Raw genomic sequence first — 13,450 nt, 5'->3', positions numbered from 1 at the left:
TGTATGGTCAATGTGTTGGTGATCGGCCAAGGGGGCCGGGAAAGTGCGCTCGGGCGGGCGTTTTTGCGCTCGCCGCAGGTGGGGCAAGTGTTCGTGGCACCGGGCAATGCCGGGATGCCAATGATCGGGCTGACGCCGGTGCCCATCAACGAATCTGAAACCGCCGCGCTCATCGCCTTTGCCAAGACTCATGTGGCGCTGACCTTTGTCGGCCCGGAACAGCCGCTGGCCGGTGGGCTTGTGGACGCGTTTGAAGCGGCCGGCCTGCCGGTGTTTGGCCCGACCAAGGTACTAGCCCAGCTGGAAAGCAGCAAAACGTTTGCCAAGGCCTTCATGGCGCGGCATCACTTGCCCACGGCGCAGGCGCTGACGGTTCATTCACTGCCAGAAGCGCAAACCGCGCTGGCCAAGTTTGGTGCCCCCATTGTGATCAAGGCAGACGGGCTGGCGGCCGGCAAGGGCGTGACCGTGGCGCAAACGCTGGCCGCGGCGCAGGCGGCGGTGACCAAGCTTTACGCCGCTGACGCTCAAACTCCGGTGCTGCTGGAGGAGTACCTGCAAGGCGAAGAGGCGTCGGTTTTGGCGATGTTCAACGGGCCAAAGCGGGTGCTGTTCCCGCTGGCCCAAGACCACAAGCGGCGCTTTGACGGCGACGCTGGGCCTAACACCGGCGGCATGGGGGCGTACAGCCCAACGCCGCAGTTCAGCGCGGCGCAGCAAAAAGCCGCCGGTGACTTGGTGGGTCAAACCTTGGCCGGCATGGCGTCAGACGGGCTCAGCGGCTGTGGGGTGCTGTACGTCGGTCTGATGTTTACCGCCGCTGGGCCAAAGATTCTCGAGTACAACCTGCGCTTCGGGGATCCCGAAACCCAGGTGCTTCTGCCCCAGGTAGAAAACGATTTTTATCAGCTGACTCTGGACCTTTTGGCCGGGAAGGCCGAACCGCTCAAGTTGGACGGGCACACGTACTGCGGGGTGGTGGCGGTGGATCCGGCGTACCCGGGGGCTGGGCATCCATATCCGCTGGTGGTGCCCGATGCTGAGCAACTGAAGTACTGGGTGCCCGCCGGCGTCGCCGAAACGGCAGGTGGGCTGGTGAGCAGCGGCGGCCGTATTTTCGCGGTGATCGGCGAAGGCTCAGACTTAGCCGAGGCTCAGCGTCAGGCGTACGCGCGCATGCAGCCGCTGCAAGGCGCTTTGGCCACACGCAGTGATATTGGGGCCAAGGGCCTAGCCTAATTAAAAAGTGTGCGACCACCATATCCATGGCGATCGCACACTTTTTTTGACTTTCGCCACTATATCTTGGGGGTCGGCTGTGGTAGCATTAAAACTATGAAATGGAGTGAGCAAGATGGCCCAAACAAGATTACCCAACAATCCGAAACCCAAGGAGTGGCTCGCGTCCGACCTGTCGCTGCAGTACGTGGCCAGCTATAAGCCGTTCGTGTTTGTCGATGGTGAAGGCGTGCGGTGCAGCATTTACGTGTCCGGGTGCCGCTTTAACTGCCCGGGCTGCTACAACAAGGTCGCCCAGAATTTTCACTACGGCACGCCGTACACGCAGGAGCTGGAGGATCGCATCATCACTGACCTCAGCCAGAGTTACGTGCAGGGCCTGACGCTGCTGGGCGGCGAGCCGTTTTTGAACACGCAGGTCTGCCTGCGCCTGTGCCGGCGGGTGCGCAAGGAGTTCGGCCACACCAAGGACATCTGGAGCTGGACCGGGTACACCTGGGACGAGCTGATGCAGGAGTCCGACGACAAGCTTGAGCTGCTGAACATGCTTGACATTCTGGTCGACGGCCGCTTCCTCGAGGCCAAGAAGGACCTGACGCTGCAGTTTCGCGGCAGTTCCAACCAGCGCATCATCGATGTGCCTGCCTCGCTTGAAGCAGGTTCAGTCAAAATTTGGAAAAACTTAGTGAGGTAGCGCAAAAAGCCCGCGGGAAAAATTTTCCGCGGGCTTTTTGCTTACTTCAAATCCGGTTTGGTCAAGGTTGCGCCGCTTTCCCCATAAAAGCTGAGGTGGGGAAAATGAATCGTCACGGCTGTGCCTTTGCCAACAGTGGCGCTGATGGTCAGGTGATGGCCGAGCTTTTGGCTCAGCTGGTTGGCCAGGTACAGGCCGAGGCCGGTGGAGCGCTGGTTGGCGTTGCGGCCATTGGTGCCGGTGAAGCCTTTTTCAAAGACGCGGTGCAGCTCGTCTGACGGGATGCCGATGCCGGTGTCTTCAATGGTCAGCGTCGCCTCGGTGGGGGCGTCCGCAATGGTGGCGGTGACTTGGCCGCCTGGCGCGGTGTACTTTAAGGCGTTGGACACCAGCTGGCCCAGGATGAACCGCAGCCACTTTTCGTCGGTGACGACGGTCAAGGAGTCGCCGTTCAGGGCAAAGCTGATGCGCCGGTCGATGAAGCTGTTGCGCTGGTCGACGATCACGCCGTCGACCAGGGGCTTGAGGTCATACTCGCGGAGCAGGTAATCCTTGGAGAAGCTGTCCAGCCGCGAGTAGTACAGCACTTGCTCGACGGAAAAGTTGATCTTGTCCAGCTGCAGCGCCAGCTCGTCCAGCGGCTTTTCCGGCGCTTGACCGTCCAGGCTGTCCTGAAGCAGGCCGGCGGCGGCCAGCGGCACCTTGATCTCGTGCACCCAGGAGTCGATGAAGGCCTTTTGGTCCTGCTGGCGAGCAATCAACTCGGATTGAGCCTGGCGGTGTTCGCGCAGCACATGGTTGTACGCCTCGACGATTGCGGCGCGCTCGTGGCTGCTGCTGGCCGCCAGCGGCCAGTCCAGCGCCTCAACGCCGGCTTCAGTCCGGTCGGTGAAGGCCTTGACCCACTTTTTCGTGCGAGTGTAGTGCCACACCAGCAGGACCGCGGCGAAACCGGTGATTAGTACGGCCATGTACAAAAGCGTGTCCCACCGCACGCGCTGGCGCGGATCCAGCCACAGGCCAAAGCACAGGAGCGCCAGGCCGATAACATACCACGCGATGCCCGCCAGGTGGTCGTGCAAGTATTGTTTAAACGTCATTTATTTCACCATGTACCCTTGGCCGACCTTGGTTTGGATGTAATCCGGCAGCCCGGCGGCCTCAATTTTCTTGCGCAGCCGGTTGATGTTGACGGTCAGCGTGTTATCGTCGACAAAGCGCTCATCGGTCCACAGGTCCTTGAGTAGGCGCGAGCGGCTGATCACGCTGCCGTGCGCGCGCATCAGCAGCTGCAGCAGCTTGTACTCGTTTTTGGACAGGTTGATCTCCTCGTTGTTGACATAGGCCATGCCGGTTTTAAAATCGAGCGTCAACCCGTTCACGGTCAGAGATGACCCGCCGGCGTCCTGGTAGTTGTAGGTGCGCCGCAAAAGCGCGTTGATTTTGGCAATCAGGACCTCCATGGCGAAGGGCTTTTCCACAAAGTCGTCGGCGCCGAGGTTCATCGCCATCACCATGTCCATGTTGGTGTTGCGGCTGGAGATGAAAATCACCGGGACCTGCGAGGCGTCGCGGATCTTTTGGACCCAGTAGTAGCCGTCGCGGACGGGCAAATTGATGTCCAACAGGACCAGGTCGGGTTGCGTCGCCTGAAACTGGTCGAACACGCGGTTGAAATCAGTCACCGTGCTCGCTTGATACTCCCACTTGTTGAGCGCGGCCGCGATCAGGTCGGCAATGGTGCGGTCATCTTCCACAATCATGATTTTGAACATGTCTAGGCCTCCGTTCTTAATTGTATGGTAGCGGTTTGCGTGCGGCTGCACAAGCGCCTAACAGTATCGCAAGGTAACCAGCCGCAGTCCCCAGTTTCTGGTATCATGGACAAAAAGAGGCAGGGAGGCGAGCCCATGCGCGTGGTGGATGTCGCACATTTAACCAAAGTTTACGGCCACCGGCTGAACCGGGTGACCGCGCTGAACGACCTCAGCTTTCACATTGAAGCCGGGGAGTTTGTCGGTATCATGGGGCCAAGCGGCGCCGGTAAATCGACGCTGCTGAATATGATTGCCACCATTGACCAGCCCACCTCCGGCACGCTGACCGTCGCCGGCAAAGAGCTCACGGCCCTGCGCGACAGTGAGGCGGCGGCGTACCGGCGCAAGGACCTCGGGTTTATTTTTCAGGCGTTCAACCTGGTGCCGGATCTGACCGTGGCCGACAACATTACGCTGCCGCAGACTTTCGTGCCGCCTCTGCCGAAGGACTTAGACCAGCGCCTGATGCACTTTGCCAAACTGCTGGGGCTGGTGCCGCTGCTGAAGCGATATCCGGAGCAGCTCAGTTTGGGTCAGCGGCAGCGGGTGGCCGCGGCGCGGGCGATGATCGGCCATCCGGACTTGATCTTGGCCGATGAGCCGACCGGGAGCCTGGACTCGATGGCGGCCACCGAACTGCTTCAGTACCTGGCCAAGCTCAACTTGGAAGAGGACGTGACGATCATGATGGTGACGCATGACGCGTTCACGGCCAGTTTTTGCAATCGCATTATTTTCATTCGCGACGGGGCGTACTTCGCGGAAGTGACTCGGCGCTCCAGCCGCCAGGCCTTTTTCAACAGCATCATCGACATGGAAGCCACCATCAACGGGGGTGATCGGCGTGGGCCAATTGATCCGCACTAGTTTGCGGCGCCACCGGACGGTCAACCGGTTGTATGTGCTGATGGCCGCGGCGATGATCGCGGTCCTGTACGCGGTGCTGGCGCTGATTGAAGATGACCAGCTGCTGGCCCACGCCATTGACATGAACGATTTGACTGCCGTGGTGCCGGCGCTTTTAGTGATTGTGCTGGTCGTGATCCTGCTGTTTGCAATCGTCTTTTTGCTGTACATGAATTCGATCCTGATCGAGCGGCGCACTGCCAGTATTCGCGTGTATCGCCGGCTGGGAATGCCGGTCAGCCGCATCGGGTTTGGCCTGCTGTTGGAATCGCTGCTGCTGGGGGCGGCGGCCACCGTGCTGGGGATTGGGCTAGGCTGGGTCTTTTCCAAGTTTCTGGCCATGATGCTGCTGCGTCTGATGGGGGTGCACAAGGCAGTCGGCCTGCTGTGGGCCCCGCGCGCCGCCGTTGAGCTTGCCGTCTTGTTCCTGGTGGTTTACGCGGTGCTGGGCACCATTAACGCGATCTATGCCGGCAATGTGGAAATGACGGCTGAAAGTGCGGCCAACCGGACCAGCCGCATCCCGGCCAGCGGCTGGCGGACGTTGGTCGTCTGGGCCGGGGCCGTGGTGTTGGTGCTCAGTTACGCTGCCGCGTACAACCTGGTTCACCTGACCTACCTGATGGCCCAGCGCTACCACGGCGGCGGGGTGTGGACACTACTTGCGGTGCCGGCGCTGGGCGTGGTCAGCTTGTACGTCGTGTTCAAAGTGTCGCTGCCGGCGCTTTTTGTCTGGCTGATGAAGCGGCCGAAACTGCGGCGCAACGCCGCGGCGCTTATGACCGTCACCAACGTGCACAAGCGGCTGCTGCGCAATGTGCACTCGCTCTTTCTGACGACCCTGCTGGCCACCATCACCATCACGGTGCTGGGCAGCGGCGCGATTTTGTACCAGTTTGGCCAGCGCTCGGTGACGCGCAGTGTGGCCTTGGACATGGTGGCTTCAAGCACTGGGGTCAAGCAGGCGTTCTCCAAAGACACGGCGGCGGTGATCAAGCGCGCGGTCGTCTTGCCCACCAAGCTTGCGGCGGGGCGGCTGAGCGAGCCCAATCACGCCACCGGCGACGGGGATGAAACTATTTATAACGTGATGGCGCTCAGCGATTATACTCGGATTCGCCGCGTGCAAAAGGGCCTGCCAGCTTTGACGCTGGGCCCGCACCAGGCGGCGATGATCCTGTTTGGCCGGACCTTGTACCAGCACACTTGGCTGGGCAAGCGGCAGCACTGGGGCTTGACGCTGACCCGAACGCACCAACGCTTTGCCGTTAAAACCGTGACGGGCACTTTTCCGCTGGGCGACAGCGCCTACTTTGACCGGGCGCTGGTGATTCCGGACCGGGACTTTCGGCAGCTGCTGGCGCCGGCGGACCCGTTGACTGGGTACCTGCTGAAGCAGGGGCAATCCGGTCAGGCCGCCAAGCAGCTTAACGACGGCGTTGGTGAGGATTACGTGGGCGGCAGCGCGGCTATTTTAACCGGCAAAAAAGCACCGCGAGTCAAGGCCACTGCTGGTGCCGCGGACTTTGGTCGCCGTGCTGTTCAGTTTAAGGCGCCTTTGATGGGAGAGATGAATGTGCTGTTTGGCATGGGTCTGTTCATTGTGATCTTGCTGGGCGCCGTCTTCATCGTGGCCACTGCCAGCATCCTGATGATCAAGCAGCTGATGCTGGCCGCCGAGGACCACCAGGCGCGCACCATCCTGCGCCAACTCGGTATGCCGCAGCCGCTGGAGCAGCGCGTGGCCGCCGCCCAAACCGCTGTGATCTTCGCGCTGCCGCTGGCCTTTGGTACGCTGAACTCGGCTCTGATGATTCGCTATTTGAGCATGTTCTTGAACGACCCCGGCGTGTTTCTAGTCATCGTGATCGTCGCGGTCTACATCCTGGTGTACCTGGCCTTTGGCATCCTGACCGTCCGGCTGACGGCGCGGACTTAGGCGTCCAATGTGGCTTCTGCCTTCATCGCGTGATCGGGGTGGTAAGGATCGGCAATGGTGTAAAATGCCTGGTGGTAGCCGTAGCTTTCCTGTGCCCGTTTGGTGAAGACCATCACCGGCGCAAACAGCGGCGTATTTTTGGCGGTGAAAACCGCCAGCTTGGTTGCCCAGGCCGATAGCAGCAGGTACTCGCGCTGCGGATTATCTGTGCGCATCAACACCATGGCCTCGCAGCCGTCCAGGCGGTCCGCTTCGAGGGTCAGCGTCTGGGCCTTTTGCTCGAAGACCTTGGCCTCCTCATCGGTGAGCTTAAAGTACATCATGTAGACGTAGCCCACCTCTGGCACCGCGCCGTAGTGGGCCAAGATGGTGCCTTTAAGCGGTGCGACGAACGGGACTGCCCCGGTCAGATCCAGGGTGGCAAAGTCGCGGTCCTTTTCGGCGTCTTTGAGCAGTCGGACCGGGGTGGTGGCGCGTTTCACAATCGTTTGCATATACGTTTTGCTGCCGAGCACTAACTGCATTGTTTTTGTCATTTGATTACCCCCAATAGGTTTAGTATAGCGCTTACTTATTTGAAAGGAATGATTTCATGAAATTGACGATCCTGGGTTATTACGGCGGCTATCCCGACCACGGCGTTGGCACATCCAGTTACCTGATCGAAAGCGGCGACTACAAGCTGCTACTGGATTGCGGCTCCGGTGCGCTGCTGGCACTGGAAAAAGCCAGTGACCCCTTTGCGCTGGATGCGGTCTTACTGACCCATTATCACCATGATCATGCCGCAGATGTCGGTGTGCTGCAGTATTACTACCAGCTCCACAGCGGAGCCAAAAAAGCCGATCCGCTCCCAATCTACGGTCACACCAAAGATCCGCTGAATTTTGCGGCGCTGACCTTCGGCGACTTCACGAAGGGCATGGGGTACAGCGGGGATTCCGTGCTCGATCTGGGGCCACTGCATCTAACGTTCCTGGAGACCCAGCACCCGGTGCCGGCCTTTGCCGTGCGCATCGAGGAAAAAACCACCGGGCAGGTCTTTGTCGACACCAGTGACACCCGGGCCTTTCCGGCGCTCGCGCCATTCGCCGAGAAGGCGGATCTGCTGATGGCGGACACCAATTTTCTGGCGGGCCACCAGGCGCCGCTTTGGCACCTCACTGCTCCACAGGCCGGTGCGCTGGCCGCCCAAGCGCACGTTAAGGAACTCCTCTTGACTCACCTGCCGCAAGAAGTCTCGCTAGCGACCCTGAAGGCCCAAGCCCAGGCGGAAGGGGGGGAGATTCCGGTAGTTTTGGCCAGTGAAACGTTATTTATTGATGGGAACAAATTATTTGAGCAAAAATAACGTTTAAAATTTAATCCAGCTGATGTTCACCATGTCAACTAACATGGTTGGGAAGTAAAACGCCGACTGGCAGGCCTTTGCTTTGGGGAATGACTATTTGTTACTTATATCACAATTAGTGTGCGCGCAAATTCAGAAATTTATTTTTGAAGCTTGATTGTATTTGCACATTTGAGTTCGTTATACTTAGAGTGTCGAGAAAACGCAGTCACGCAACAAAAGAAGGAGCGAGCACTGATGGTATACTTGTACGTTTCGCCTAGCTGCACTTCATGTCGCAAAGCCCGCGCCTGGTTAATGGAAAATAACATTCCCTTCGTGGAACGAAACATATTTGCCGATCCACTGAGCATCGATGAGATCAAGCACGTGCTCAGCATGACCGAGAAAGGGACCGAGGAGATCATTTCGATGCGGTCGAATATTTTCCGGGAACTGGGCATTGACCTTGAGGCCATCTCAATCAATGAATTGGTCGCCTTGATTGCTAAGTATCCAGCCTTGATCCGCCGGCCAATCATCATGGATGATAAACGGCTGCAGGTCGGCTACAATGAAGATGATATTAGACGGTTTCTCCCGCGTTCGGTGCGGGCACTGGAGCTGCAACAAGCTCAGCTGCTGGCCGGGTTTTAACCAAAAGGCATGATTCGGGTGAATCGTGCCTTTTTGGTTTCAGCGCGCTGGGGGATCCATGTGTTGCATTCCTTACTTTTTTAGCGTAGAATGCCGTGTCAGTGAGAATCTGATATACTAAGATTCAAAGGCAAAGTGAGGTGCAGCCATCATGGAAATGGAACGACTTAACGCAAATACCATTCGCGTCCTGCTCGGCAATGACGATTTGGCCGAACGCGGGATCACAGTGCTGGACCTGCTCGGCAACCACAAGCAGATCGAAACCTTCTTCTATAGTATTCTCGATGAGGTCGACAAGGATCACAGTTTCGCCAGCGAAGGCGGTGTGACGTTTCAGGTGATGCCGAGTCAAAGCGGATTGGAGCTTTTGATCTCCCGCAATCAAGATGACGAGGACGCCGATGAAGACACCGACGACGCGCAAACCGACGATAATGGCGTGCCGGACTTCATCCGCCAACAGCTCAATGCATTAGATGATCCGGCAGCCAGCGACGAAGGCAGCTTCATCGACGGCGGCCAAGCGGACAAGACCGAGGTCGTGCTCAAGCTCCAAAGCTTTGAGGACTTTATTGCTTTGGCCCAGGAGTTGCGCTTGGAAGGGGCCACCTCAGATCTCTATTCTTACAACGATGACTACTACCTTGTGTTGACCTTCTACGCCAACAAGGCTTCGAGCAGTGAAATCGCCGATCAAACGGCGCTGGCCTTGGAGTACGGCACGAAAGTCAACTTGTCAGCCGACGTGCTGGCGGAATACGGCAAGCTTCTGATGCCGACCAGCGCGCTGGAAACCGGCCGCTACTATTTCAAAAAGTAATCTGAGGGGCGGCGCTGCGGTGCCGCTTTTTTTGTAAGGTGCGGAGGGTTCGCGTACTTAGGGGGACAGGCAGCCTAGCCAGAGGCTTTGCCGCTGGGCTTTGGCGGCGAGGCCTCTGGCGTAGCTGGCTGCTCCCCGTTGCGAACCCGGAGCCCGATTATGTCAGGTGCGGAGGCTCGACGCTTTTAGCCCGAAGCCCGATTTTGTCTCTGGCTTGACCGCAGGGGGCACGCGTGGTTCTATAAGGAAAAAGGAGCATGATCATGGCAAAAGAGTTGCGCTTTACCAGTGTTTTCGACATTATTGGCCCGGTGATGGTCGGGCCAAGCTCCTCGCACACCGCCGGCGCCGCGCGCATCGGCAAGGTGGTGCGGGAGATTTTTGGCGAGGAGCCGACGCGGGTGGACATTTACCTGTACGAGTCCTTCGCTAAGACTTATCGCGGCCACGGCACCGATGTTGCGCTGGTCGGGGGACTTTTGGGCATGGCGCCAGACGACGCGCGCCTTGCGGATTCGCTGAAGATCGCGCACGAGCGGGGAATCAAGGTCACCTTCGTGCCGAAAAGCGACAAGGTCGATCACCCGAACACGGCGAAGATCGCACTGCAAAAAGGCGCTCGGTCAATGACTGTGACTGGGGTGTCAATTGGCGGCGGCAACATTCAGATTTCTGAGATCAACGGCTTCAAGCTGTCGCTGAGCATGGGCACGCCAACGTTCATCACCGTGCACCAAGATGTGCCAGGGATGATTGCGCGCGCGACTGACTTGCTGAGTGAAAATAACGTCAATATCGGCACCATGACCGTCACGCGCGAGGCCAAAGGCGAAAAGGCCATCATGATCATGGAAGTGGACGAGCGGCGGCCCGACTTGGTCGAGAAGCTCAAGGCCATGCCGAACGTCGATAACGCTGCGTATTTCGAGTAGGAGGACGCCATGTTTTACTCAATTAGAGAACTTGTTGAACAGGCCCAAGACTACCAGAGTGTCGCGGCCCTGATGGTGGCCACCGAGGCCGAAAACACCGGTCGCAGCGAGTCAGCGATCCGCTCGCTGATGGCGCGTAACCTTGACGTCATGGCGGAATCGATCACCAAGGGGATCGCCGGCGTCAAATCGGTGACCGGTCTGACCGGTGGGGATGCCAAGCGGCTGGACCAGTACCTCGGCGGTGGCACCAGCTACCTCGGGCCGATTGCCCTGGCCGCAGTGCGCAATGCCGTTGCCGTCAACGAGGTCAACGCCCAAATGGGGTTGATCTGCGCCACTCCGACCGCCGGCAGTGCCGGTGTGGTGGCCGGCACGCTGATGGCCGTCCGCGAGCCGTTTCACCTGACCCGCGAGCAGCAGGTCGACTACCTGTTCACGGCCGGCGCTTTCGGCCTGGTGATCGCCAATAATGCGGAGATCGCTGGCGCGGAAGGCGGCTGTCAGGCGGAAGTTGGCAGCGCCTCTGCCATGGCGGCCGCCGCGCTGGTCCAGGCCCGCGGCGGCGACGCCGAGATGGCGGCTCAGGCCGCGGCCATTTCGATTGCCAACTTGATGGGGCTGGTGTGCGATCCGGTCGCCGGGCTGGTTGAGGTCCCGTGCGTTAAGCGCAACGCAATGGGGGCGGCCCAGGCGTTAACCTCGGCTGACATGGCGCTCGCGGGGATGAAGTCCGTGATCCCGCCGGACGAGGTGATCGCGGCAATGGACGCCGTGGGCAAGCAAATGCCCAGTGCCTTCCGCGAAACGGCAGAAGGCGGATTGGCGGCCACGCCAACAGGCCGGCGAATCCAGCGCCGAATTTTTGGCGATTGATCGACAGCAAAATGGGTAAGACCGCTGCTTAAGGTCTTACCCATTTTTGCGCGCACCTATAGTGTTTTCAGCTGCCCACGGAACTCGGGGAGGCTGGTGTAGCCCTTTTTGGCCATCTCAGCTTCAAGCTCACTGGCCAGCCGCGTAAAGGCGCCCAGGCCCTCGGTGGCCAAAATGCTGCCTAGAGAGACCAAGTTTGCGCCGCAGAGGATCAGCTCGTAGGCGTCGCGGCCCGTGGTCACGCCGCCGGTGCCAATGATGCTAATGTCGCCGCGCAGGCGCTGGCGGAAGGCGCGCACGTTGGCCAACGCGATGGGCTTGGCGTACTGACCGCCGATGCCGCCAAACCCGCCCTTGGGCTTGATTGCCGCAGTGTCTGTGGCCGGGTCGATCCAAAGCCCGTTGCCCAGGCTGTTGATCGAGTTGATGAAGGTCAAGGGGTACCGGTTGAGGATGGCCGCGACCTGGTCGAATTGGGCCAGGTCAAAATACGGCGGCAACTTGACCCCGGCGGGTTTTTTGAAGACTTTGAAAATGGCGGCGAGGATGGTCTCAGTGGCGGCAAAATCATACGCGATCTGGGGCTTGCCGGGGACATTCGGGCAGCTGAGGTTGAACTCGGTCAGACCGGTGAAGCCCGAATCCTGGATCTTTTGCGCGAGGAGGGGAAAGTCATCCGGCTTCATGCCGGCGACCGAGAGAAAAATTGGCCGGCCCGGGTGCTTTTCCTGAAACCGCTCGGCGTAAGCAATATAGTAGTCAATCCCAAGGTTCGGCAGGCCCATCGAGTTGATCGTCCCCAGTGCCAGCTGGGCAAAGCGGGGCTCCGGGTTGCCTTTGCGCGCTTCCAGCGTCCCGGTCTTGGTCACCAGGGTGCCAGCCGGACTTGCCGCGAGTTGGTCGAGCTCGGCTTCGGTTTGACAGTGCACGCCGCTTGCGTTCATGAACACATTTTGAAACGTGTAGTCGCCTAAGGTGGTGGTTAAACTAGCCAACGTGATCACTCCTTTGAATCCAGTGTCGTGTCATCCTGCCTATTTAACCATATTTGCGGCTGCTTGCCTATGCACCAAAAAGGAAGCCAAAATTGGCTAGTCGCGTGTCATAAAGCAACGCCCCTGCACCGCGATTTTAAAACCAATCGTGGTCCAGGGGCGTTTTAAACTTCGGGCTAAAACCGCTTGATGTCTCAGCCTCATAGAACTGAATTTAACGCTACACTGGCCACTGCCAGCCCGGCTGCAACCAGGCACACCCGCCGCGGCAGGCGCGGGTCGCGGCCGCGCATCATGACGATCAGCCATGCGAGCAGGCTGACCACAAACACCGCGGTGCTGAGCAGAAAAACCCAGGCCAGCGCAATCCCGACTGGGTTTGCGGACGGTGCAGCGCTCATGTGGTTGGGTCCTTTTGGTGGTAAGTTGTCAGGTGTGCAAGCTGGCCGCCCATGCGCCGAATCTCGTCCGGCGGGGCCTGCGGCAGGGTGAAGTGCATTTCCATTTTGTGGGGATCAAAGTCCTCCGTGGCCGATACGAGCGAATAGAATACGTTAGGGTCGGGCTCGTCGTCTGGCAGCGAGGTCAGTGTGTAAGCCGACAAAGGCGCAGACTTTTTTGGCAGCCCGAGCAAAAAATTGGCCAGTACGCGGTAGGCATAGTAGACGGTTTCCTGATAGGTGGTGCCCTTAGCCGTCAGTTCGGGCATGTTCACAAACTGAATCAAATAACCGTCAGGCGTTTTCTCGTTGCGGGCCGCAAAGAAGTAGCGGCGGGTCGCCTTGGCCATAACATCGCATCCTCTCAAATTCTTCGCTATTATTATAACACGGTTAAAAATTGTCGCAATAATATATGGATTTTCTCATCTTATTATTCTCCCGTCAGCCGCCGGCAGAAAAATCGCTTGGGCCGCTTGCAAACCGCCCCCCTGCCCGTTATAATAATGCTTGTTGTTGCGGTTGTAGTTTAGTGGTAAAACTTCAGCTTCCCAAGCTGACGTCGCGAGTTCGATTCTCGTCAACCGCTTGATTCTGGTGCCAGTGGTGCCAGTTTTTTATTGGGTGAAGAAGCCGAAAAAGGCAACCGGTCGTGTTCAGTGAAGCTGCGGGAGGTGCGAGCAGCTCACGGCCTTGCCGGCGCGCGGCGGAGCCTGAAGTGAATAATGAGTGGACATGACGTCAACTAGAGTGGTACCGCGGGGAAACTCGTCTCTTTCAAGTAAACATTTGAAGGAGACGA

Annotated in this window: 15 protein-coding genes and 1 tRNA gene; 10 read left to right on the top strand and 6 right to left on the bottom strand. The window is 58.8% G+C overall.

Annotated elements, in window-relative coordinates; translation table 11 throughout:
- Positions 1-3 precede the first annotated feature (3 nt).
- Both purD and nrdG read left to right on the top strand, forming a co-directional pair.
- Positions 4-1,239, top strand: a complete 1,236-nt coding sequence (gene purD, locus JUF21_RS01180; RefSeq protein WP_203662606.1) for a phosphoribosylamine--glycine ligase — start codon at positions 4-6, stop codon at positions 1,237-1,239.
- Positions 1,240-1,354: 115 nt separating this feature from the next.
- Positions 1,355-1,933, top strand: a complete 579-nt coding sequence (gene nrdG, locus JUF21_RS01175) for an anaerobic ribonucleoside-triphosphate reductase activating protein (RefSeq protein WP_203624046.1) — start codon at positions 1,355-1,357, stop codon at positions 1,931-1,933.
- Positions 1,934-1,974: 41 nt separating this feature from the next.
- Here the strand turns inward: nrdG and JUF21_RS01170 are convergent, their stop codons facing one another.
- Positions 1,975-3,033: a HAMP domain-containing sensor histidine kinase gene (locus JUF21_RS01170; RefSeq protein WP_203662598.1), complete on the bottom strand. Its 1,059-nt coding sequence runs from the start codon at positions 3,031-3,033 to the stop codon at positions 1,975-1,977.
- Positions 3,034-3,708 carry a response regulator transcription factor gene (locus JUF21_RS01165; protein ID WP_203624048.1) on the bottom strand — a complete coding sequence of 225 codons (675 nt, stop codon included), beginning with the start codon at positions 3,706-3,708 and terminating at the stop codon, positions 3,034-3,036.
- Positions 3,709-3,843: 135 nt separating this feature from the next.
- Between JUF21_RS01165 and JUF21_RS01160 the strand changes: the two genes are divergently transcribed.
- Together JUF21_RS01160 and JUF21_RS01155 are read left to right on the top strand one after the other, a co-directional pair.
- Complete coding sequence (locus tag JUF21_RS01160; RefSeq protein ID WP_203624049.1) at positions 3,844-4,617, top strand: ABC transporter ATP-binding protein; 774 nt, start codon at positions 3,844-3,846, stop codon at positions 4,615-4,617.
- A complete protein-coding gene (locus JUF21_RS01155; protein WP_203662596.1) occupies positions 4,595-6,595 on the top strand; it encodes an FtsX-like permease family protein in 2,001 nt (666 codons plus the stop codon). The genes JUF21_RS01160 and JUF21_RS01155 overlap by 23 nt, the downstream gene beginning before the upstream one ends.
- Here JUF21_RS01155 and JUF21_RS01150 read toward each other — a convergent pair.
- Positions 6,592-7,131 (bottom strand): antibiotic biosynthesis monooxygenase, encoded by a 540-nt coding sequence (locus JUF21_RS01150; RefSeq protein WP_203624051.1) that lies wholly within the window; start codon positions 7,129-7,131, stop codon positions 6,592-6,594. The two genes, JUF21_RS01155 and JUF21_RS01150, sit on opposite strands and share 4 nt — an antisense overlap.
- Before the next feature lie 56 nt (positions 7,132-7,187).
- On the opposite strand from JUF21_RS01150, the gene JUF21_RS01145 reads away from it, so the two are divergent.
- The 5 genes from JUF21_RS01145 to sdaAA all read left to right on the top strand — a co-directional run bounded on the left by JUF21_RS01145 (position 7,188) and on the right by sdaAA (position 11,213).
- The gene (locus tag JUF21_RS01145) at positions 7,188-7,946 is read left to right on the top strand and encodes an MBL fold metallo-hydrolase (RefSeq protein WP_203624052.1); all 759 of its coding nucleotides are present in this window, start codon (positions 7,188-7,190) and stop codon (positions 7,944-7,946) included.
- A gap of 237 nt (positions 7,947-8,183) precedes the next feature.
- Positions 8,184-8,582, top strand: a complete 399-nt coding sequence (gene spx, locus JUF21_RS01140) for a transcriptional regulator Spx (protein ID WP_203662594.1) — start codon at positions 8,184-8,186, stop codon at positions 8,580-8,582.
- 151 nt (positions 8,583-8,733) lie between these two features.
- Positions 8,734-9,405 (top strand): adaptor protein MecA, encoded by a 672-nt coding sequence (locus tag JUF21_RS01135; RefSeq protein WP_203662592.1) that lies wholly within the window; start codon positions 8,734-8,736, stop codon positions 9,403-9,405.
- A 263-nt stretch (positions 9,406-9,668) separates the two neighbouring features.
- Positions 9,669-10,337 (top strand): L-serine ammonia-lyase, iron-sulfur-dependent subunit beta, encoded by a 669-nt coding sequence (sdaAB, locus tag JUF21_RS01130; RefSeq protein ID WP_304599159.1) that lies wholly within the window; start codon positions 9,669-9,671, stop codon positions 10,335-10,337.
- A 9-nt stretch (positions 10,338-10,346) separates the two neighbouring features.
- The gene (gene sdaAA / locus JUF21_RS01125; protein WP_203662590.1) at positions 10,347-11,213 is read left to right on the top strand and encodes an L-serine ammonia-lyase, iron-sulfur-dependent, subunit alpha; all 867 of its coding nucleotides are present in this window, start codon (positions 10,347-10,349) and stop codon (positions 11,211-11,213) included.
- A gap of 56 nt (positions 11,214-11,269) precedes the next feature.
- Here sdaAA and JUF21_RS01120 read toward each other — a convergent pair whose 3' ends face one another.
- The 3 genes from JUF21_RS01120 to JUF21_RS01110 all read right to left on the bottom strand — a co-directional run bounded on the left by JUF21_RS01120 (position 11,270) and on the right by JUF21_RS01110 (position 12,998).
- A complete protein-coding gene (locus tag JUF21_RS01120; RefSeq protein WP_203624055.1) occupies positions 11,270-12,208 on the bottom strand; it encodes a dihydroorotate oxidase in 939 nt (312 codons plus the stop codon).
- Between the two features lie 200 nt (positions 12,209-12,408).
- Entirely contained in the window at positions 12,409-12,609 is a 201-nt protein-coding gene (locus JUF21_RS01115) for a hypothetical protein (protein ID WP_203624056.1), read from the bottom strand.
- Entirely contained in the window at positions 12,606-12,998 is a 393-nt protein-coding gene (locus JUF21_RS01110) for a hypothetical protein (RefSeq protein ID WP_125755356.1), read from the bottom strand. The genes JUF21_RS01115 and JUF21_RS01110 overlap by 4 nt, the downstream gene beginning before the upstream one ends.
- Positions 12,999-13,166: 168 nt before the next feature.
- Between JUF21_RS01110 and JUF21_RS01105 the strand changes: the two genes are divergently transcribed.
- Positions 13,167-13,237 (top strand) — tRNA-Gly (locus JUF21_RS01105).
- Positions 13,238-13,450 lie beyond the last annotated feature (213 nt).

Origin of the sequence: Lacticaseibacillus sp. 53-4, from assembly GCF_016861805.1 — a bacterium.
Classification (GTDB): Bacteria; Bacillota; Bacilli; order Lactobacillales; family Lactobacillaceae; genus Lacticaseibacillus.
The sequence above is the reverse complement of the archived record's forward strand: the minus strand, read 5'-3'. Positions and strand labels throughout refer to the sequence as shown.